The 19,947-nt window shown below is 73.3% G+C and carries 16 protein-coding genes and 1 tRNA gene; 10 read left to right on the forward strand and 7 right to left on the reverse strand.

Going from position 1 to position 19,947, the window contains the following annotated elements; all coding sequences use genetic code 11:
* The first annotated feature begins 67 nt into the window (after positions 1-67).
* Positions 68-2,164 (forward strand): S9 family peptidase, encoded by a 2,097-nt coding sequence (locus V1258_RS04945; protein WP_329748620.1) that lies wholly within the window; start codon positions 68-70, stop codon positions 2,162-2,164.
* 75 nt (positions 2,165-2,239) lie between these two features.
* Here the strand turns inward: V1258_RS04945 and V1258_RS04950 are convergent, their stop codons facing one another.
* The 4 genes from V1258_RS04950 to V1258_RS04965 all read right to left on the reverse strand — a co-directional run bounded on the left by V1258_RS04950 (position 2,240) and on the right by V1258_RS04965 (position 6,099).
* Entirely contained in the window at positions 2,240-3,709 is a 1,470-nt protein-coding gene (locus V1258_RS04950; protein ID WP_329748621.1) for a hypothetical protein, read from the reverse strand.
* Positions 3,710-4,046: 337 nt separating this feature from the next.
* A complete protein-coding gene (locus tag V1258_RS04955; protein WP_329748622.1) occupies positions 4,047-4,568 on the reverse strand; it encodes a GNAT family N-acetyltransferase in 522 nt (173 codons plus the stop codon).
* A 67-nt stretch (positions 4,569-4,635) separates the two neighbouring features.
* Positions 4,636-4,723: transfer RNA gene (locus V1258_RS04960), tRNA-Ser, on the reverse strand.
* Positions 4,724-4,974: 251 nt separating this feature from the next.
* On the reverse strand, positions 4,975-6,099 hold the full coding sequence (locus V1258_RS04965; protein WP_329748623.1) for a LacI family DNA-binding transcriptional regulator: 1,125 nt from the start codon (positions 6,097-6,099) through the stop codon (positions 4,975-4,977).
* A gap of 133 nt (positions 6,100-6,232) precedes the next feature.
* Between V1258_RS04965 and V1258_RS04970 the strand changes: the two genes are divergently transcribed.
* From V1258_RS04970 to V1258_RS04985, 4 genes are all read left to right on the forward strand, one after another.
* Positions 6,233-8,020 carry an HAD family hydrolase gene (locus V1258_RS04970; protein WP_329748624.1) on the forward strand — a complete coding sequence of 596 codons (1,788 nt, stop codon included), beginning with the start codon at positions 6,233-6,235 and terminating at the stop codon, positions 8,018-8,020.
* Between the two features lie 121 nt (positions 8,021-8,141).
* A complete protein-coding gene (locus V1258_RS04975; RefSeq protein WP_329748625.1) occupies positions 8,142-9,074 on the forward strand; it encodes a cell division protein FtsQ in 933 nt (310 codons plus the stop codon).
* Between the two features lie 25 nt (positions 9,075-9,099).
* A complete protein-coding gene (locus V1258_RS04980; RefSeq protein ID WP_329748626.1) occupies positions 9,100-11,043 on the forward strand; it encodes an ABC transporter ATP-binding protein in 1,944 nt (647 codons plus the stop codon).
* The gene (locus tag V1258_RS04985) at positions 11,043-11,867 is read left to right on the forward strand and encodes an energy-coupling factor transporter transmembrane component T family protein (protein WP_329748627.1); all 825 of its coding nucleotides are present in this window, start codon (positions 11,043-11,045) and stop codon (positions 11,865-11,867) included. The genes V1258_RS04980 and V1258_RS04985 overlap by 1 nt, the downstream gene beginning before the upstream one ends.
* Before the next feature lie 167 nt (positions 11,868-12,034).
* Here V1258_RS04985 and V1258_RS04990 read toward each other — a convergent pair whose 3' ends face one another.
* Together V1258_RS04990 and V1258_RS04995 are read right to left on the reverse strand one after the other, a co-directional pair.
* Complete coding sequence (locus V1258_RS04990) at positions 12,035-12,145, reverse strand: methionine/alanine import family NSS transporter small subunit (RefSeq protein ID WP_329748628.1); 111 nt, start codon at positions 12,143-12,145, stop codon at positions 12,035-12,037.
* Between the two features lie 127 nt (positions 12,146-12,272).
* Positions 12,273-13,922, reverse strand: a complete 1,650-nt coding sequence (locus tag V1258_RS04995; protein WP_329748629.1) for a sodium-dependent transporter — start codon at positions 13,920-13,922, stop codon at positions 12,273-12,275.
* 300 nt (positions 13,923-14,222) lie between these two features.
* Between V1258_RS04995 and V1258_RS05000 the strand changes: the two genes are divergently transcribed.
* The 3 genes from V1258_RS05000 to V1258_RS05010 all read left to right on the forward strand — a co-directional run bounded on the left by V1258_RS05000 (position 14,223) and on the right by V1258_RS05010 (position 18,161).
* Entirely contained in the window at positions 14,223-15,668 is a 1,446-nt protein-coding gene (locus V1258_RS05000) for a M20 family metallopeptidase (protein ID WP_329748630.1), read from the forward strand.
* A 55-nt stretch (positions 15,669-15,723) separates the two neighbouring features.
* A complete protein-coding gene (locus tag V1258_RS05005; RefSeq protein ID WP_329748631.1) occupies positions 15,724-17,307 on the forward strand; it encodes an AbgT family transporter in 1,584 nt (527 codons plus the stop codon).
* A 296-nt stretch (positions 17,308-17,603) separates the two neighbouring features.
* Positions 17,604-18,161, forward strand: a complete 558-nt coding sequence (locus tag V1258_RS05010) for a pyridoxine/pyridoxamine 5'-phosphate oxidase (RefSeq protein WP_329748632.1) — start codon at positions 17,604-17,606, stop codon at positions 18,159-18,161.
* On the opposite strand, the gene V1258_RS05015 is transcribed toward V1258_RS05010, so the two are convergent.
* Positions 18,142-18,672, reverse strand: a complete 531-nt coding sequence (locus V1258_RS05015) for a GNAT family N-acetyltransferase (RefSeq protein WP_329748633.1) — start codon at positions 18,670-18,672, stop codon at positions 18,142-18,144. The two genes, V1258_RS05010 and V1258_RS05015, sit on opposite strands and share 20 nt — an antisense overlap.
* A 38-nt stretch (positions 18,673-18,710) precedes the next feature.
* Between V1258_RS05015 and V1258_RS05020 the strand changes: the two genes are divergently transcribed.
* Both V1258_RS05020 and V1258_RS05025 read left to right on the forward strand, forming a co-directional pair.
* On the forward strand, positions 18,711-19,166 hold the full coding sequence (locus V1258_RS05020; protein WP_329748634.1) for a CidA/LrgA family protein: 456 nt from the start codon (positions 18,711-18,713) through the stop codon (positions 19,164-19,166).
* Positions 19,166-19,864, forward strand: a complete 699-nt coding sequence (locus V1258_RS05025; protein WP_329748635.1) for an LrgB family protein — start codon at positions 19,166-19,168, stop codon at positions 19,862-19,864. Before V1258_RS05020 ends, V1258_RS05025 begins: the two co-directional genes overlap by 1 nt.
* Positions 19,865-19,947 lie beyond the last annotated feature (83 nt).

Below are 19,947 nucleotides of genomic sequence, written 5' to 3' on the forward strand. Positions count from 1 at the left end.
CAACTTTAAACTACCGTCTCGCGGGAGCGCAAGCCTCGGGCCGACGGGGGTGACAGGATGGTGCGCCATGACACACGCGAGCATCGAGGCACTGCTGGACGCCGCCCGACTGGGACGGCTCGAGACCACCGAAGGCGGGAGGATCCTCGCGACCGTCTCCCGGCCCGACGCGAAGGGCACTGCCTACGTCACCTCGCTCGTCGAGCTCGAGGACGAGCGGGTGCTGCCCCTGACCCGCGGCGCCGCCTCGATCGGCGCGGTCGCCGCCGCGGAGGACGGCACCGTGTACTTCACCGCGAAGCGGATCGGGGAGGACGGCGAGGAGTCCGAGGACGCCCAGCTGTGGGGCCTGCCCCCGCGCGGCGAGGCCCGCCAGCTCGCGGCGCGTCCCGGCGGCTTCGGCGCGCTGCACCTCGCCGGGAACCTGCTGATCGCCGAGCTCGCCGTCCACTCGCAGGCGGCCGACGAGGCCGAGCACGTCGAGCTGGGCCGGGCGCGCAAGGACGCCAAGGTCAGCGCCGCCCTCCATGACGGCTTCCCCACCCGCTACTGGGATCACGACCTCGGCCCGGCGCGCACCGTCCTCGCCGTCGCCGAGCTGCCGGCGGACCTCGCGACCGCCGAGGCGTCGCCCGGGCTGTCGGCCGGAGGCGCGAGCGTGCCCGCCGACGAGGCGGACCCGTCGGCCGGAGCCGCCGAGGCGGACCCGTCGGCCGACGACGACGCCCCCGCCGCGCAGGTGCTGCACTTCCGCCACCTCGCGATGCCGGCCGGACGCCTGACCTCCTGGACCGTGGACCGACAGGGCGCCCGCGCGCTCGTCTCGATGTCCGACTCGCACGGCGAGATCCTCGCCTCCGGCCACCTGCACCTGCTCGACCTGCGCGGCGAGCAGCCGCCCCGACTGCTGCGCGAGCCCACCGCCGAGATCGAGTACGGACCCGGCGCGTTCAGCCCCGACGGCACCCGCGCGCTGATCTCCCGCCACCGCATCTGGACCGAGAACCAGACCATGAGCTCCGCGGTCGAGCTGCTCGACCTCGCCACCGGCACCACCGTCCCCGTCTGGCCGGAGCTCGACCACTGGGTCGACCCGGTGTGGGTCGACGGGGAGACCCTCGCCGCGGCCTCCGACGACCAGGGGCGCGGTTCGCTCTGGATCGGCGCCCTCACCGACCCGGCTCCGCGCCGGCTCGTCGGCGGGCCCGATCAGGAGCTGTCCTTCGCGGACCTCTCCGTCGCCGGCGGCCGCCTCATCGCCTCGGCCTCCTCCGTCGCGTGCGCCCCGCATCCCGTCGCCGTCGACCCGTCGGACGGTCGCCTCGTCCGCCTGCCGAACCCGGCCGACGAGGTCGAGCAGACCGGCTCCCTCACCGAGGTCACCGCGACCGCCGACGACGGCACGACGCTGCGCGCCTGGCTGCGCCTGCCCGACGGAGACGGCCCGCACCCGCTCGTCGTCTTCGCCCACGGCGGTCCGTGGGGCTCCTGGAACGCGTGGACCTACCGCTGGAATCCGAACCCCTTCGTCGCCGCCGGATACGCCGTGCTGCTGCCCGATCCCGCGATCTCCACCGGCTACGGCCAGGCGATGATCGACCGCGGCCAGCACGAGCTGGGCGGCGCCCCGTTCACCGACATCATGGCGCTGACCGACCAGGCGATCGCCCGCGCCGACATCGACGAGGGCGCGACCGCCTTCGCCGGCGGCTCCTACGGCGGATACATGGCGAACTGGGTCGCCGGGCACACCGGGGACCGCTTCCGCTGCATCGTCACCCACGCCTCCCTGTGGGACACCGAGACGATGGGCCGCACCACCGACAACTCCGGCTGGGAGCCGCCGATGCGTCGGCAGAACCCGGACCACGATCCCAGCGCGTTCGTGCGCGAGATCGTGGTGCCGATGCTCGTCATCCACGGCGACGAGGACTACCGCGTCCCGATCGCGCAGGGCCACGCCCTCTGGTACGACCTGCACCGCTTCTCCGCGACGCCGCGCGACGCCGAGGGCCGCACGCAGCACCGCTACCTGTACTTCCCCGACGAGGGGCACTGGATCTTGGGCCGCGGCAATGCGCAGGTCTGGTACGAGACGTTCCTCGGCTTCCTCGACGAGCACGTGCGCGGCGAGGACTGGGAGCGGCCGGCGACGCTCGGCTGAGCGGGCGGCCGGGCCGGCGGGGCGGCCGACGGGCCGGGCCGTGCCCGCCGGGGGCGGCTGGGGCCCGTCAGTCGGTCAGGTCACCTGCTCGACGGGCGCCGCCCAGGTGTTGCACGCCGAGAGGTCGCCGCCCGACTCCAGACCGTTGCGCAGCCACAGTACGCGGGTCGACGGGGTCACCGGGCGGTCACCCTGCTCGGGCCAGGTGGCCTCGTCGAGCAGGCCCTCGCGGAAGGCGCCGCTGGGCTGCGCCTCCGCGGGCAGCTGGCCGAGCGCGGCGGTGGTCAGGCAGCTGCGCTGGAGGTCCCACCGGATGTACGCCTCGTCGTACGCCGCGGAGTCCCCGGAGTCCTGGAACTGGTTCATCATCGTCACGTAGTACACGGTCAGCGAGCTGTTCCACATAAGGGTGTTCGTGTACGAGTACGAGAGGTCCCACAGGTAGGCCTGGGCAACCTGGTTCTCGTCGGTGAACGCCGTGCCGGTGCCGTAGCCGAGCGGCCAGTAGATCGCGGTGTCCAGGTTGCAGACCGTCGCGAAGTCCGCCCCGAAGTTGTCCGGGTTGTCCGAGCACGACGAGTTCGGCAGCGTCGGATGCTCGTAGACGGTCACCGTCGGGTTGCGCCACGGCAGGCCGCGGTCGGAGCTCGCCGCGGACCACACCTGGTTCAGGCAGCCCGCGCTCGCGTCCAGCACCGCCTGGAGCTGCTCCGCGGTGGCGTCCGGAGGCGTGGGCGGGAGCTCGCAGGTGCCGATGTCGGGCAGGTCCCCGCCGGTGAGCGGGTTGTCCGCGAGGATCTCCGCGAGCTCCTCGGGGGTGCCCGGCGGGCGGTCGTAGGCGGGGATGACCTCGAAGCCCGAGCCCTCCTCGGTGGTCGGATCCGTGGTCGGATCGGTCGTCGGGTCGGACGTCGGGTCCTCCGAGGTGGCGGTGGTCTCCTGCGCCGTGGGGTCCCCGCCGCCGCGGCTGTTCAGGGCGAGGAAGCCGATGCCTCCCGCCACGGCGAGGACCAGCGCGCCGATGCAGGCGATGGCGCCGACGAGCAGCGGCCACGTCCGCTTCGACGGCGGCTGCTCACCGGTGGGGCCGGTGGGTCCGGTGGGACCGTAGCCGCCGGGTCCGGAGGGGCTGCCGGGGCCGCCCGGGCCGGTGGGGCCGAAGCCACCGGGTCCGGAGTGGCCGTAGCCGTCCGGGGCGGCGGAGCTGCCGAAACCGCCGGGCGCGTTCTGGCCGTAGCCGCCCGCGGTGCCCTGGCCGTAGCCGGCGGGTGCCGCGGGACTGCCGTAGCCCGGAGAGGGCTGCTGGCCGTAGCCGGGGGAGGGCTGCGCGGGAGAGCCCGTCGGCCCCCATCCGGGCTGCGGGCTGCCGTTCTGCTGCGGGCCGCCGCCATGCTCCGGGCCCTGCCCGTACGGCGGAGCCTGGGGAGCCTGCCGGCCCTCGCCCTGCGGCTGCCCCTGCGGCGGCTGTGCCCAAGGGTCCGGGCCCGAGCCGCCCTGCCCGTGCTGCGCGCCGGAGCCGTCCCCGCCCCATCCCGGATTCGTCACGTGCTCCCCCTGCGTCGTCGTGGCCGCGTGCCACCGCAGACTAACCGGGACTTTTCGCGCACGGGAGCGTCCCGGGGAAGTGATATGAGGTCGAGACCTCGAGGCCCGGCACCCTCCGCGCCACGGCACCCTGTCGCGCCGTCGCCCTTGCGGAGTCCCACGCCGGCCGCCACCGCCTCGCCGCCCCTGCCCCCAGACTCTTCGCCGCCCCGCGGAAACCCCGCACTTATGGGGGAATTCGTCGATCATTCCCCCAGGTGCGCGGGGTTACTCGTCGGTCGGGAGCGGAGCTGGGACCGCGGACGTCAGCGTGCTCCGCGCCGTCCCAGGGCGGAGGTCAGTCGCGCGCCGGCGGGACCGCGGCGTCGTCGAGGCGGAGCAGCAGGAAGCTGAGGTCCAACCAACGCCCGAACTTCTCGCCGACCTGCGGCATCGTTCCCTCGAGGACGAATCCCAGTCGTTCATGGAGCCGGATCGAGCCGACGTTGCCGGCTTCGATGCCCGCGACCATCACGTGGATGCCGGCGGCCCGGGCGTGCTCGATCAATGCCGTGAGCAGGGCGCGCCCGAGTCCCTTGCCTCGTTGGTCCTCCCGCACGTATACGGAATGCTCGACGGTGCGGCGGTAGCCCGAGCGTGTGCGCCAAGTGCCGTAGCTGCCGAAGCCGAGCACCACTCCGGACCCGTCGACCGCCACCAGCACGGGAAAGCCCGCCGCCTGCCGATCGCTCATCCAGCGGGCGCGATCCGCGACGTCCACCGGGTCCTCGTCCCAGATCGCGGTGCTGTGCTCGACCGCGTGATTGTGGATCGCGGTGATGGCCTCGAGGTGGTCGGGGGTGGCGTCGATGATCTGCACGATGCTCCTGGGGGGCGATCCGGGACACGAAGAAGGCCCCCCACCGCAGGTGAGGGGCCTTCGCCGCTGGCGGAGGATGGGGGATTTGAACCCCCGAGGGCTTGCACCCAACACGCGTTCCAGGCGTGCGCCATAGGCCGCTAGGCGAATCCTCCAGCGCTCATCAAGAGCAGTGGACAGCGTACCCGACACCCTGGGCCCGCGCGAACCGACCGGGCGCAGGTCACACGGGGCGAGGTCTCCGAGCCGTGTGGACTTCTCCCGCGCCTCCTGGACCGTCGCCTCGTCGGCCTTTCCCGCGCCGCTCTCCCACCTCGCGCTCTCGTTACCCCCGCACACTTGGGGGAATACGAGAGGAATTCCCGCAACTGTGTGGGGGTTTCCACGACCGGGCGGCGGTGCACCCTCAGCGGCGCGCACGTGGCGCCGGGCCCGTCGAGTCGCGCTCGCGCAGCACGGGCTGGACGAGGAGGTCGGCGTCGTGCGCGCGGCCGGCGAGGCGCTCCCGGATCATCTCCGCCGCGAGGCGTCCCATCTCTTCTCGCGGCTGGTTCACGCTGGTCAGGTGCGGCTGGACGGTGAGAGCCACGGTCGAGGAGTCGTAGCCGACCACGCTCAGCTGCTCCGGCACGCGCACGCCGAGGTCCGCCGCCCGGTGCAGCACCCGCACCGCGGCGATGTCATTGGCCGCGAAGACTGCTGTCGGCGCTGCCGGGTCGCCCGAGCGGATCCGCCGCATGAGGTCGTCGATCCGGGCGTCCATTGCGGCCCAGTCGGCCTCCGGGCCGATCACCTCCACGGACCCCGTCGGCCCGCCCGTCGGCCCGCTCGACCCCAGCCCCGAGTCTCGCCCTGACCCCACCCTCGACCCCACCCCCGACCCGAGCCCCGACCCGAGCCCCGACGCCAGCCCCAGGCGCGCCGCCTCCGCCGCGAAGCCGGCGCGGCGCGAGGCCGGACCGGGCCGACTGGACATGGTCACGTGTGCGAGACGGCGGTGCCCGCGCTGGACGAGGTGGCGGACGGCCAGGGCGGCCCCGGCCGCGTCGTCACAGCGCACCGCATCGGTGCCGGGCACGGGATCCTGCATCCTCCCGATCACGGCGACGGGCAGCACCGCGGCCGCCGCGGCGAGGGTCGATGGGCTCAGCCAGGTCGTCACCGCGATCACCCCGTCGACGCCGAAGCCCAGCATCCGCTCGAGCTGCCGCTCGAGGTGGTCCCCGTCGCGTCGGCCGTGCCCGATCACCACCGCGTAGCCGACCGACTCCGCGAACCGTTCGATGCCGGTGATGACGTCCGTGTGGTACGCGTTGCCGAGGTCCGTGGGAATCACGCCGAGCACGGTCGCATCCCGCGCCGCGCTGCGTCGGGCCCGGTAGCCGACCGCTCGGGCCGCTGCGAGGACCCGCAGCCTGGTCTCCTGGCGGACGCCGCCCCGCCCGTTCAGCGCCATCGACGCGGCCGACGCCGAGACCCCCGCGGCGCGGGCGACGTCGGCCAGCGTCGCGCGGCCGGAGGGTGCTCCCATGCCCCCTGGATAGCACCCGGAAGTCCAGCCTCTCCAGCGGAAATGCAGATCTGCAGCAGGATTGGCCGTTCCGTGGCGGCGGGTTCACCGGCCGTTCATCCGGGGGCGTCCGCGCCTCCGTACGGTCGAGCCCATGACCACCGCTCAGCCCGCCCCCGGGATCCCGGCCCGCACCGCCGCGTGCTCGACCCCGGCCCCCGCCGACGCCGCTCCCGCCGACGCTGCGCCCGCCGACTCCGCGGAGACCGCGTCGAGCGGCTCGCAGCCCGCGGCCCCCGTCCGTGCCCCGCGGGCCCTGCTGCTCGACTTCGGGGGCGTCGTCGTGACCACCACCGCGCGCGCCGACTGGGTGCACACCCTCGCCACGACCGTGCTCGACCTCGCCGCCGCGGCGGGCCACCGCCTCGAGCGGGCCGACGTCGAGGCTTCCCTGCGCGCCGGCCGCGCCGCCCTGTCGATGTGGAAGAACGCCGCCTCCCGTCGCCGCGCGCCGCGTGAGCTCGCCCCGCGCGAGATCGTCGAGGACTTCCTGCTCGCCGACCTGCCGGGCGCCGCCCGCAGCGCCCTCGCCCTCGACGCCGAGCGGATCCTCGCCGCGAAGGCCGTCGCCGTCTCCGACCACCACGTGCGCCCCGGCGTGCGCGAGCTGCTGGTCGTGGCGCGGGAGCGGGGGATCGTGCTCGGCATCGTCTCCAACGCCCATTCGGGCCTCGCCCACCGCGAGATCCTCCGCGCCGAGGGGCTCGACGGCTTCTTCGGCGTGCAGGTGTACTCGGACGAGGTCGGCATCCGCAAGCCGCACCCGGGCATGATCCACCTCGCCGCCGACGCCCTCGGCGTCCCCGCCCGCGAGGCCTGGTACGTCGGCGACACCCTCGACCGGGACGTCGTCGCGGGTCGCCGCGCCGGCGTGGGCCGCGTCGTGATCACCCGCGACCGCCGCACCGACCACCCGCCGTTCCCGGTCGCCGCCCGCCCCGACCTGGTGCTGGAGACGCCGGAGGGGCTTCTCGCGGAGCTGCGCGCCGCGGTCGGTCCGGTCGACGGGGCTTCGGCCGACGGGGCCCTGATCAACGGGGCTCCGGGCACCGAGGCCTCGCAGATCGCCGCCCGGCCGGCCCGTCGGCCGCTCGCGTTGCTCCTGGACCACGGCGGCGTGCTCACCACCTCGACGCCCGACCCCACCCGGGACGAGGTCGTCGGCCGGGCCCTGGTCGACCTCGCCGAGCGATGCGGTCACCCGCTCACCGCCGCCGAGGCCGAGCGCGCGATCTCCACCGGCTGGGACCGTCACCGCGAGCGCAAGCGCCGCCGCGACCGCCTCGCCGACCCCGACCACCGCCACGACGAGGTCGACCCCGCCGTCCTCTGGGGCGACCTGATCGGCGCCGAGCTGCCGGCACCGCTGCGCGCCGCGCTCCGCCTCGAAGCCGCCGAGCTGTCCTTCCTTCTCCACCGCTCCAAGGGCGTGCCGAGCCCGCGCGAGGGGGCCGTGGAGCTGGTCCGCTGGGCCCATGAGCGCGGGATCGTGGTCGGCATCGTCTCGAACACGATCTCCGGTCGCGGGGTCCGCGCCACGCTCGCCGACTACCGGGTGCTGGACCTGATCGGCCCCGCGGCGTACTCCGACGAGATCGGGGTGCGCAAACCGGGCCGCGAGATCTTCGCCGCCGCCCTCGCGGGCCTCGACGTCGCTCCGGTGGACGTCGTCTACGTCGGCGACAAGGCGCTGAACGACGGGCGCGGCGGCCGCGACGCCGGGATCGGCACCATCTGCCTGCTGCGCGGTGGGAAGGACGACGACGCCGCGCTCGAGCGCGCGCTCGCGGGCGGCCTCGCCGACCACGTCCTCGACGGCCCCGGCGACGTCATCGACGTGCTCGCCGCCCGCCTCGCCGAGCCCGCCCCCTCAACCGCCTGACCCGGCCGACCCCGTCGGCCCTGCCCGTCCGCCCCCGCCCCGAGACCGACCCCGGCCCCCGTCGGCGTCATCCACCCCGCCCCCCGCACATCCCTGCCCTGACCTGCTGAAGGAGACCCCCGTGTCCACCCAGATCCCCCCGCGCCCCGCCGAGGACGAGCGCCGCGGCACCCTCCGCGGTGTCGTCGACGGCGTGCGCAGCGCCCAGCTGTCCACCTCGCAGAAGCTGATGATCTTCGTGCTGTCGATGTCGCTGTTCGGGCTGTCGAACATCATCCTGGAGATCATCCCGGACCCCTCGATCGGCCCGGTCGACATCTCCGTGTCGTACATGGTGTTCGTGCCGCTGACCATCGCCGCGCTGTTCTCCCCGTTCTGGGCCGCGCTCGGCGCCCCGCTCGGCGAGATCGTGTTCACCGACCTGCTCATGGGCGACTTCTCCGGCCTCGCCGAGGTCGAGGGCTACCTGCAGATGTTCCTCGCCGTGTTCATCGCGGGCTCCCTGATCCGCAACCCCCGCTCGAAGGTGCAGATCGCCGTCGGTGCGATCGTGCTGGTGCTGGTGGACAAGATCCTCTCCGCGATCGTCGACCTCTCCAAGGTGTGGATCGGCGTGGAGGACGCGGAGTTCGTCGAGGGGCTGCCCGAGTCGATGCTCGCCCTCGAGATCCTGGGCCTCGGCGTGGACGTGATCATGTCCGGCATCCTGCTCGGCGCGATCCCCGCCATGTGGCTGATCCCGGCCCTGCACGGCAAGATCGAGCCGCTCATGGGCATGCGTCCCCGCGTCCCCGGCGAGCCGATCCCCGGCCAGGCCCCGGCGTCGGGCGTGTTCGTCGGCTTCGCGCTGCTGCTGTCGGTGGCGAGCTTCGGCTTCGCCTTCCTCGAGGCCTTCGACATCTCCGCCGGCGCCTTCGAGCCCGACTTCATCGACCGCTTCGGCGACTGGTTCATCGTCGTCTCCCTCGTCGCCATCGCCGTCGTGCTCGGCCTCGCGATCCTCCTCTTCCGCCGCTCGCAGCAGTCCGCGCGGAAGTCGGCGGACCGCGCCTGAGCGCCGACCCCTCCCGGAGACCCTGATGCAGACCGTTCCCCCGACCACCGCCAACGCGCCGGAGACCGCGCCGACCGACGCCGCGCCCGCCTCGGCCGCCTCCCGCCGCGCGACGGCGCAGCCCGTGATCCGCGTGAAGGACCTGTCCTTCCGCTACCCGGGCACCGACCGCGACACCCTCCGCAACGTCGACCTCACGATCGAGCGTGGCGACTTCGTGGCGGTGGTCGGGGGCAACGGCTCTGCGAAGACCACCCTGTGCAAGACCTTCAACGGCCTCGTCCCGCACTATTGGAACGGCGACTTCGCCGGGTCCGTGCACGTGGACGGCGTCGACACCTGGGACTCGTCGGTCGCGGAGCTGTCCAGCCGCGTCGGCTACGTCTACCAGGACTTCCAGAACCAGCTGGTGCGGCCGACGGTCCGCGACGAGGTCGCTTTCGGCCCCCTGAACTTCGGCCACGCCGACTACCGCGAGCGCACCGACGAGGCGCTCGAGCAGCTCGGCATCGCCCACCTCCGCGACCATTTCGTATGGCAGCTCTCCGGCGGCCAGTCGCACCTGGTGGCCCTCGCCGCGGTCCTCGCCCTGCGTCCCGAGGTGATCGTGGTCGACGAGCCCGTCGCCGAGCTCGACCCGGCCCGCGCCCGCGAGATCTACCTGCGGCTGCGCGAGCTCAACGAGCGCGAGGGCACCACCATCATCACCATCGAGCACCACGCCGAGTTCATCGCCGAGTTCGCCCGCTCGGTGGTGCTCATGGCCGACGGCGCGCCCGTCTGGCACCTGCCCGTCCAGGAGGCGATGGACCGCCACGCCGACCTCGCCGAGCACGGCGTCCCTGCCCCCGACGCCGTCGCGCTCTCCGCCGCGGTCGGGGCGCGCCCGGTGGCGCTCGACGTCGCCTCCGCCGCGGCGGCCCTGCGGCCCCTGGTGCGGGAGCGGCCGACGGGGGTCGACGGGGATGGTGCGGGAGACGGGGTGGGTGCGGCCGACGGGGTGGGTGCGGGTGGCGGCTCGGGGTCGGGCGAGGGCTCGGAGGCCGCCGCTGGCTCGGGCGCCGCCGACGGCGAGGTCGTCGCCACCCTGCGCGGGGTGCGGCACGGCTACCGCTCCGTCGCAGGCGGCCTCTCGACCGTCCTCGACGACCTCGACCTCGACCTGCGCGCGGGGGAGCGGATCGCCCTGGTCGGCACCAACGGCGCCGGCAAGACGACACTGATGAAGCTGCTCACGGGCCTGATCGTGCCCCGCGCCGGCACGGTCACGGTCGACGGCATCGACACCCGCTCCCGCTCCGCCGCGCGTCTGGCCGACCACGTCTCCTACCTCTACCAGCACCCGCAGCAGATGTTCCTCAAGGACACCGTGCGCGAGGACGTCGCCCTGTTCCCGCGCGGCCGGAAGGTGCCCGACGCCGAGGCGATCGTGGACCGGATCATCGAGGAGGTGGGCCTCTCCGCCCTCGCCGACCGCGACGGCCGCTCCCTCTCCGGCGGGCAGCAGCGCCGCGCGACCCTCGGCATCGGCCTCGCGATGCGGCCCTCGCTGCTGCTGCTCGACGAGCCGACCTCGAGCCTCGACATCCGCTCCCGCGATGACGTCACCGGCATGCTCGCGGCGCTCGCCGAGACGGTGCGCTGCGCGGTCGTCGCCACCCACGACATGGACCTCGTCGCCACCTGGGCGAGCCGCGTGATCGTGCTCGACCAGGGCCGGGTGCTGGCCGACGTCACCCCGCGCGAGCTGTTCTCCCGCCCCGAGCTGACCGGTCGCACCCGGCTCATCCCGCCGCAGGTCGCTCGCATCGCGCTCGAGCTGGACCTGGACCCGCTGCCGCTCACCGCCGCCGAGCTGCGGGCGTGGCTGCCGGAGACGGTGGGGGCTGCACCGGCCCCGTCGGCCGGACCCGCGGAGCCTGCGCCCTCGGCCGGACCCGTCGGCCCCGTCCCCCAGGAGGTGCGCTGATGGCGCGCAAGACCCATGACGTGCTCAGCGTCGACTGGATCCGGCTCGAGCTCCTGCGCACCGCCTACTCGACCCGCGGCGGGCTCTTCTCGCGGCTGGATCCGCGGATGGTGCTCGCGTGGTACCTGGTCATGGCGATCAGCCCCTGGCTCACCCACGACACGGGCGTGCTGCTGGTGCTGTTCGCGCTCGGGGCCGCCTCCGTTGTCCTCGCCCGCGTCGGCCCGCTCGTGCTGGGGCTGTTCCTCATCGGGCTGCTGGGCAACGTGGTGGGGCTGTTCGCGGCGTCGTTCCTGTTCGGAGGCAACCTGGACACCCTCGTCGCCCTCGCCGAGCTGAACCTCAAGCTCGGCGCCGTCTCGATGGCCTCGATGGCGGCCTTCGTGTCGCTGGACCCGGAGAAGCTCTCCGACGCGCTCCTGTGGTTCCGCGCCCCCGAGCTGCTCGCCTTCGGGGTCAGCTACGGCTACCGCATGCTGCCGATCCTGGTGGACGAGTACGTGACGGTGTTCGAGGGCCAGCGCCTGCGGCACGCGCCCGTGGACCGGCCCGGCCTGCTCGGCTGGCGGGTGGCGGGGCAGTGGTGCGTCCTCGCCGTCACCGCGTTCTACCCGATCATGCTCAACACCGCGAAGAACGTGCGCACCACCGTCGAGGCCCTGGAGACCCGCGGCTTCACCTACGGCGCCTCGAACCGGGCCGGGCGCACGCTGCGGCTGGCGTACCTGCGGGTCTCGGCCCTCGACCTCGCGGTGCTGGCCGCGTCCGTGGTGCTGGTCATCGTCGCCTTCCCCCTCGGCGCGCGGATCCCCGGGCTGGGGTGAGTCGGGGGCGGCGGCGCGCCTGGCAGCTGAGGCTGCGTGGGGTCGCACTCCCGGGGGTCATGGTCAGGTACGGGCGCAGGGCGTACCACTACGGCTATATAGGCATACCGGTACGCCCTGCGCCAGTAGTCGACAGGTTCCTCCGAGGCGGCCGGCCCCGGAGAGGGTCAGTCGTCCGAGGCCTCGGGGTGGCGGGAGAGGTTGACGACGGCGGCGACGAGGCCGCCCCAGACGGTGACGATCGCGATGATCATCATGATGATGGCGGGTGCGGACATGGGGTCCTCCTGAGGGACGAGCCCGGCGGGCCGGGTGGGAGGTGGATCGACGGGCGGACGTGGTGGGTAGAGCGAGAGGTGCCGGGGTGGGCAGGCGCAGACCAGACCGGCCACCCCGGCACCACCCTCAGCGCCCGGGGGAGCGGAGCTCGTGCGGGGTCTTCGCGTCGGGCCGCATCTCGAGGCCCTTGCCGGCGACGACCTCGGGGGCGATCGGGTCGCCGTCGGAGTCGTCCTTGTGCAGGTTCGAGCGGGCCGGCCACGGGATCAGCGACAGCACCACCGCAAGCACGATCAGGCCGATCGCCATCAGCCAGCCGAACACCAGGTTGAACCAGCCCGGGTACTCGGAGTAGGTCGTGCCGCTGGTGACCAGAGAGATCGTGCCGCCCACGAGGGAGACGCCGAGCACGAGCGGGGCGATGATCGCCACGCACGCGTACCACCAGCGGCCGATGCGGAACGTGCCGCGGACGTTGAGGTGGTCGCGGAGCGTCGGCATGCCGCGCACCACGTAGGCGACGATCAGCGAGGAGATCAGCGCGGCCGCGACGATGCCGTACTCGTTGACCCACTTGTCCATGACGTCGAGCAGCGGCAGGCCCATCGTCGTGGCGAACAGGATCGTGGACACCGCCGCGATCGGGACGCACACCCACAGGGTCGAGGAGATGCGGCCCAGACCGAACTTGTCCTGGATCGCGGCGATGACCACCTCGAGGATCGAGATCAGCGAGGTGAAGCCGGCCAGCACCAGCGAGCCGAAGAAGAGCACGCCGATCAGCGCACCCGCCGGGGCCTCGGAGATGATCGTCGGGAAGGCGATGAAGGCCAGGCCCACTCCGGCGGCGACCACCTCGTCGACCGCGACGCCCTGCGCCTGCGCCATGAAGCCCAGCGCCGAGAACACGCCGATGCCGGCGAGGATCTCGAAGCTCGAGTTCGCGAAGCCGACTACCAGGCCGGAGCCGGTGAGGTCGGTCTTCTTCTTCAGGTACGAGGAGTAGGTGAGCATGATGCCGAAGGCCACGGACAGCGAGAAGAAGATCTGGCCGTAGGCGGCGATCCACACGCCCGGGTGCAGCAGCGCCTCCCAGTTCGGGCGGAAGAACGCGTCGAGGCCCGCGAAGGCACCGGGCAGGAACAGCGAGCGGACCACCAGGATCAGGAACATCACCACGAGCAGCGGGATGAAGATGACCGAGGCCCCGGCGATGCCCTTCTGCACGCCGAGCGCCATCACCGCGATCACCGCGACCCACACCACGATCATCGAGATCAGCACGGCGGGCACGTAGTCGAAGGAGACCGTGACGTCCGGGCCGCCGAGCGCCCGGGTGTACTCGCCGAAGAAGCCGGCCGCCCCCTCGGCGTGGGAGTCCCACCGCTGGTCGAGGGAGAAGATCGTGTAGTTCGTGGCCCAGGCGAGGATCAGCGCGTAGTAGAGGGCGATGATCAGGGCGATCAGCACCTGCCACCAGCCGATGAACTCGGTCCAGCGGCGGAAGCGGCGCCAGGCCGCGGGGGCCGAGCCGCGCCAGCGGTGGCCGATCGCGTAGTCGAGGAACAGCAGGGGGATGCCGGCGGTCAGCAGCGCGACCAGGTACGGCAGGATGAAGGCGCCGCCGCCGTTGTCGTAGGCGACGGCGGGGAAGCGCCAGATGTTGCCGAGGCCGACGGCGGAGCCGATGGCGGCGAAGATGAAGGCGGTGCGTCCGGAGAACGCGCCGCGGTCTGCGCGGCGGGTCCCGGCCGGTGCGGGGGTCGAAGCGTTCACGAGGAGGGCCTCCGGGGAGTCGCGCGCGGGGGCGCAGAGGACGGGTCGTCGGGGGACGACGGGGAGGGCCGACGGCCGCTGTCGCGGCGGAGCAGGCGGGGGCGCGGAGGGTGGTCGCGCCACTGCGAGGTCGACGATGCGGGGGACGGGGTCGCCGCGCTCCGCAGGGGGCAATCGTACCGGCCGACGGTCGTTTCCTCCCCGTTCCCGTCGGCGGCACCGGCGTCCCCCTCGGCCGAGCACTGTGGAACGCGCGGGAACGGGGCCGGGCACCTGTGGCGATGTCGTACCGTCGAGCCCATGTCGACCACGAACACCGGGGGCGGGACGCCCCAGCATTCCGAGGTGTCCACCGCGTATCTCGACCAGCTCGACGAGGAGCGGGAGGCGGCGATGCGGCAGTCGATCCATCCGGGCTCCTCCTTCTCCGGAGCTCCCTCGGCGCTGCACGATCGGCTCGAGCAGCAGGTCGCGGAGGGCGCCGAGGAAGTGGCCGCGCTGATGCTCGACCTGGGGGAACACCCCGAGGTCGCCTTCGAGGAGCACCGCTCCGCCGCCGCGATCGCCGCCGTCCTCGAAGCCCACGGCATCGCAGCGCAGGTGGGGGTTCACGGCCTCGCCACCGCGGTCCGCGCGGAGATCCCGGCGCCGACGGGGGTCGGGGCGGCCGACGGGACGGGAGCGCCCGACGGGGCCGGCTCCGCCGGTGGACCCGGGGCGGCCGACGGTTCCGCCGCGGGCGTCCCGACCTTCGCGATCCTCTCCGAGTACGACGCCCTGCCCGGCGTCGGCCACGGCTGCGGCCACAACGTCATCGCCGTGATGGGCCTCGGCGCGTTCCTCGCCCTCGCCGAGCTCGCGAAGCAGGACCCGTCGGCCGTGCCGGGACGGGTCGTCTTCCTCGGCACCCCCGCCGAGGAGGGCCACACCGGCAAGGAGCACATGGCCCGCGAGGGTGCCTTCGAAGGCCTCGACGGGGCCGTCATGGCCCACCCCTACGGCGGCTACGACCTCGCCGACCAGGTGTGGCTGGGCCGACGCACCCTCACCGTCGAGTTCCACGGCCACACCGCCCACGCCTCCGCCCAGCCGTTCATGGGTCGCAACGCCCTGGACGCCGCGAGCCTCATGTACCAGGGCATCGGGCTGATGCGGCAGCAGACCCCGCCGTCGGACCGCATCCACGCCGTGATCCGCGAGGGCGGCGAGCGGGCCAGCGTCATCCCCGACCGGGCGCGCCTGGACCTCTACGTCCGCTCGCAGCGGCCCGAGACCCTCAAAGACCTCTCCCGCCGCGTCGAGGACGTGGCCCGCGGCGCGGCGCTGATGGCCGGCGTCGGTGTCACCATCGACTGGGACGAGCACCCGCCGAGCCTGCCCGTGCGCACCAACGAGGCGCTCACCGGCCGCTGGGTCCTCGCCCAGCGCCGCCGCGGCCGCGACCCGCTGCCCCTGGGTGTGGTCTCCCCGTCGCTCGCCGCGTCCACCGACTTCGGCAACGTCTCCTACCGGATCCCCGGCATCCACCCGCTGATCCGCATCGCCCCCGCCGAGATCGCCCTCCACACGCGCGAGTTCGCGGCCTGGGCGGTCTCCGACGAGGCCCGCTCCGCGGCGGCCGACGGGGCCTACGGCCTCGCCGCCACCGTGCTCGACGCCCTCCACGACCCCGAGCTCGCCCGGGCCGCCGCGGAGGAGTTCGAACAGGCCGGCGGGGCGATCGACGTCCCCGCCTACTTCGACTGACCCGCCCCCCGATCCCTCCCCGTCGGACCTCTCCCCATCCCCCTCTGGAGTCCCCATGAGCGACGCGACCACCCGCCCGCGCAGCAGCCTCACCGACCGTCTTCTCAACGGCGTCGAGACGGCCGGGAACAAGCTGCCCGAGCCCTTCATGCTGTTCCTGATCCTCTTCGCCGTCACCGGCATCGTCTCCACGGCGATGGCGTGGGCGGGCGTGGTCGTGACGGTGCCCGGCAGCGACGAGCCCACCGTGATCAAGGGCCTGTTCACCGGTGAGGGCCTGACCTGGCTGACGACCACGCTGGGCCCGAACTACATCGGCTTCCCGCCGCTGGTGACGGTGCTGCCGATCCTGCTCGCGATCGGCATCGCCCAGCACTCGGGCCTGCTCGCCGCCGCGATCCGCAAGCTGTTCGGCTCCTCGCCGGCGTGGCTGCTGCCCTACGTGGTCGGCTTCGTCGGCGTGGTCTCCTCGATCATGGCCGACTCCGCCTTCGTGGTCGTGCCGCCGCTGGCCGCCCTGGTGTTCAAGGCCGCGGGGCGCCACCCCGTCGCGGGCCTGCTGGGCGGATTCGCCGCGGCCGGCGCCGGGTACTCCACGAACATCTTCCCGACCTCGCTCGACGCCCTCTTCGCGGGCATCACCACCTCGGTGATGGGCGCCCTCCCGGGCCTCGAGACCACCCCGGTCAACCCGGTGTCGAACTGGTTCTTCAACATCGCCTCCTCGCTCGTGCTCGGCGTGGTGGCGGGCTTCATCATCGACCGGATCCTCGAGCCGCGCCTGAACCGTCAGGGCATCAGCCGGGACCAGGTCGAGACCGACGACTCCGAGAACGGCGCCGGCGACGACGCCGAGCAGATGCGCGCCAAGCTCAGCCCCACCGAGAACCGCGGTCTGCTGGTGGCGGTGCTCGCGGCCGTGGTCCTGACCGTGGTCTTCCTCCTCGCCGTCCTGACGCCGGACTCGCCGTGGCGGAACGAGGAGGGCGGCTTCCTGCCGAAGTCTCCGCTGCTGAGCTCGATCGTGTTCATCGTGGTCGCGTACTTCATCGTGCTCGGCACGGCGTACGGCGTGGTCACCGGCACCCTGCGCAGCACCCGCGATGCGGTGCGGATGATGACCGACTCGCTCAAGGAGATGCTGCCCTTCGTGGTGCTCGCCTTCATCCTGGGCAACTTCATCGCCCTGTTCAACTGGTCCGGGATCGGCACCTGGATCGCCGTGACCGGCGCGGCGGGTCTCGAGGGCATCGGCCTGACCGGCTTCCCGGCCGTGCTCGGCTTCATCCTGCTGGCCAGCTGCCTGAACCTGTTCATCATCTCCGGCTCGGGCATGTGGGCGATCATGGCCGCCGTGTTCGTGCCGATGTTCGCGCTGATCGGCTACGAGCCGGCCTTCACGCAGGCGGCCTTCCGCGTGGGCGATTCCGCGACCCAGGTCATCACCCCGATGAACCCGTACATGATCGTGCTGCTCGGGATGCTGCGGAAGTACGAGCCGGGCGCGGGCCTCGGCACGCTGATGGCGCGCATGCTGCCCTTCGTGGTCCCGTTCTGGATCGTCTGGACCGTCATCCTGGCGGTGTTCTTCTTCGCGGACCTGCCGCTCGGCCCCGGCAACGGGATCTTCCTGGGCTGAGTGGGGCTGGGGCGGGGTCGTCGGCCGTGGAGGGTCTGACGGCCTTGCTGTCCCACTGTCCGGCGGCCCCGCTGCCCGGTTGCCCAGCCGCCCTACTGCCCTGCTGCTCTCCGCCCCTGACCCGGCACCGCCCCGATGGCCTGTCTCTCAACCACTTCCGGCCTGGAAATGGTTGAGAAACAGGCCATTGCTCGCCGTGGCCGTGGCCGTGGCGGTGGCTGAGGTGGCGTGGCGGTGATGCTGCGGTGGAGGTCCGGTCGCGGTGGCGCGGCGCAGGCGGTGCGAGGATGGCCGGCATGAGCGATCTCGCCGCCCGCCTCCGAGCCCTGCCCGGTTTCCCTGAGGAGATGCCCGGCCTCGACCCGGACTCCGTCCCCGCGGACCCGGCCGTACTCTTCCTCGGCTGGCTCGAGGACGCGATCGCGAGCGGCGCCCGCCAGCCGCACGCCATGACCTTCCAGACCCTCGACGGCGGCGCGCCCGTCGGCCGCACCCTGATCCTCAAGGACCTCGACGAGCGCGGGCTGCACGTCTCCACCCACCGCAGCTCGCGCAAGGGCGAGCAGCTCGCCGCCGACTCGCGCGCCGCGATGACCTTCTTCTGGCGCGAGAGCGGGCGACAGGTGCAGGTCCGCGGCGAGGTCGTCGCACTCGACGAAGAGACCTCGCAGGCGGACTGGCGCGCCCGCCCCACCTACGACGGCGCACCGAACCTCGACTGGCAGGTCTATGCGCTGCAGCCGGAGTGGTGGGAGTTCACCCAGTCGCGGCAGGACCGCCGGCACGTGCGCATCGGCTACCGCCGGGAGGGCGGCGGCTGGGTCCACGGACCGGTCACGACGCCGGCGGGCTGAGGACGTCGGCCGAGCGCAGGTCCAGGGCGAAGCGGCGATGCGGCCGGCCGTAGGCAGTCTCGATCGGTCCGGGCGTGAAACCGACCTTCTCGAGCACGCGGGCGGAGCCGGGATTGCCGAGGTCCGCGAGCGCGACGAGACGGTCACGGCGCAGCGGACCCCGGGCCGCGTCGACCACCGCGCGCGCCGCCTCGGTCGCCAGACCCCGCCCCCAGGCATTCCGGGCGAGCGTGTAACCGAGTTCGAGGCCGTGCTCCGTGTGCTCGAGCCCGGCGTCCCCGATCAGCTCACCGGTGCCGCGCTCGACCACCGCCCAGAAGGCGTACCCGTGCTCGGTCTGGTGCTCGACGTAGCCGCGCAGCATCGCCGCCGTCTCCTCCCGCGTGACCGGGCGGCCCTCACCCACCCACCGCATCACCTCGGCGTCGCCGTAGACGCGATGGGCCGCGTCGACGTCGGCCTCCATGAAAGGGCGGATCTCGAGGCGGGCGGTGCGCAGCGGGAAGGACATGAGGTCGAGTGTGCCCTCCCGGGCGATACCGTGACCGGATGACCCGCGTCGCCGACCTGCCGCCCGTGCTCCTCGGGCTCGTCGTCCTCGTGCTCGCCCAGCTCGCCGGCCTGAGCCTCGCCGCGCTCCTCGACATCCCGGTGCCCGGGGTGGTGCTGGGGCTCGTGCTGCTGCTCGTGCTCGGTCTGCTGCGGCCGACGGCGGTGGTCGCCCGCCTCGCCGAGCCTGGGGGCGCCCCGCTGCTGAAGCATCTCCAACTGTTGTTCGTCCCGCCCGGGGTGGGGGTGATCGTCGAGCTGCAGACGATCGCCGAGGAGGCGCCCGCGATCGCCCTCGCCGTCGGCGGCTCGTTCGTGCTCGCGCTGATCGCGGTGGGGCACGTGCTGCAGGCGCTCCTGAGGTGGGGCGATCGCCGACGGGCCGCGGCCGGCGGGGGCTCGCCGACGGCGGGCGGACCGGCCCCGTCGGCCGAGCCGGGGACGGAGGGCGCGTGATGGACCAGATCATCCATCAGAGCGTCTTCGGGCTCGCGCTGACCCTCACCACCTATCTGGTCTCGCTGTGGCTGCACGCCCGGTCGGGGCGGAATCCTCTGTGCACCCCCGTGCTCGTCACCGTCGTGGTGGTCGCGGCGGTGCTGCAGGTCACCGGGTTGGAGTACGCCGAGTACCTCGAGCAGGTCACGGTGCTGACCGTGCTGCTGGGGCCAGCGACGGTCGCCCTCGCCCTGCCGCTGCTCGCCAACGGCCGCGCGCTGCTCAGCGCGGCCCCGGCCGTGCTCGCCGCCCTGGTGGTCGGGGCGGTGGTGAGCCTCGGCGTGACGATCGGCGCGATGCGGCTGGTCGGGGCGCCGACGGAGATCCTGCTGGCGGCGCTGCCCCGCTCGGTCACGGCCCCGGTCGCGCTCACCCTCGCCGAGCAGCTCGCGGCCTCGGCCCCGCTCGCGGTGGTGCTCACGATCGTCTCGGGGATCCTCGGCGCGGTGCTCGGGCCGACGCTGCTGAGCCTCGCCCGGGTGCGGGACGAGCGGGCGCGCGGCTTCGCGATCGGCCTGACCTCCCACGGCATCGGCACCTCGCGGGCGCTCGCCGAGTCGGACGTGGCCGGGGGCTGGTCGAGCGCCGCGATGGTGCTGAACGCCCTGGCCATGACCGTGGCCCTCCCCGTCCTCGCGCGACTGCTCGGGGGCTGATGGGGACGAGGTCGCTGGTCAGTTACTGGCGCGTAGCGTTCCGGTACGGCGATATATCCGTACTGGAACGCCACACGCCAGTA

This window comes from Brachybacterium sp. J153, assembly GCF_036311905.1.
Lineage (GTDB): Bacteria > Actinomycetota > Actinomycetes > Actinomycetales > Dermabacteraceae > Brachybacterium.

Excerpts from the sequence above, each read along its gene's own strand:
- V1258_RS04945 (WP_329748620.1), top strand. The coding sequence starts at position 68 with ATGACACACGCGAGCATCGAGGCACTGCTGGACGCCGCCCGACTGGGA.
- V1258_RS04965 (WP_329748623.1), bottom strand. The coding sequence starts at position 6,099 with ATGGGAGCACCCTCCGGCCGCGCGACGCTGGCCGACGTCGCCCGCGCC.
- V1258_RS04970 (WP_329748624.1), top strand. The coding sequence starts at position 6,233 with ATGACCACCGCTCAGCCCGCCCCCGGGATCCCGGCCCGCACCGCCGCG.
- V1258_RS04980 (WP_329748626.1), top strand. The coding sequence starts at position 9,100 with ATGCAGACCGTTCCCCCGACCACCGCCAACGCGCCGGAGACCGCGCCG.
- V1258_RS04985 (WP_329748627.1), top strand. The coding sequence starts at position 11,043 with ATGGCGCGCAAGACCCATGACGTGCTCAGCGTCGACTGGATCCGGCTC.
- V1258_RS04990 (WP_329748628.1), bottom strand. The coding sequence starts at position 12,145 with ATGTCCGCACCCGCCATCATCATGATGATCATCGCGATCGTCACCGTC.
- V1258_RS05000 (WP_329748630.1), top strand. The coding sequence starts at position 14,223 with ATGTCGACCACGAACACCGGGGGCGGGACGCCCCAGCATTCCGAGGTG.
- V1258_RS05005 (WP_329748631.1), top strand. The coding sequence starts at position 15,724 with ATGAGCGACGCGACCACCCGCCCGCGCAGCAGCCTCACCGACCGTCTT.
- V1258_RS05010 (WP_329748632.1), top strand. The coding sequence starts at position 17,604 with ATGAGCGATCTCGCCGCCCGCCTCCGAGCCCTGCCCGGTTTCCCTGAG.
- V1258_RS05015 (WP_329748633.1), bottom strand. The coding sequence starts at position 18,672 with ATGTCCTTCCCGCTGCGCACCGCCCGCCTCGAGATCCGCCCTTTCATG.
- V1258_RS05020 (WP_329748634.1), top strand. The coding sequence starts at position 18,711 with ATGACCCGCGTCGCCGACCTGCCGCCCGTGCTCCTCGGGCTCGTCGTC.
- V1258_RS05025 (WP_329748635.1), top strand. The coding sequence starts at position 19,166 with ATGGACCAGATCATCCATCAGAGCGTCTTCGGGCTCGCGCTGACCCTC.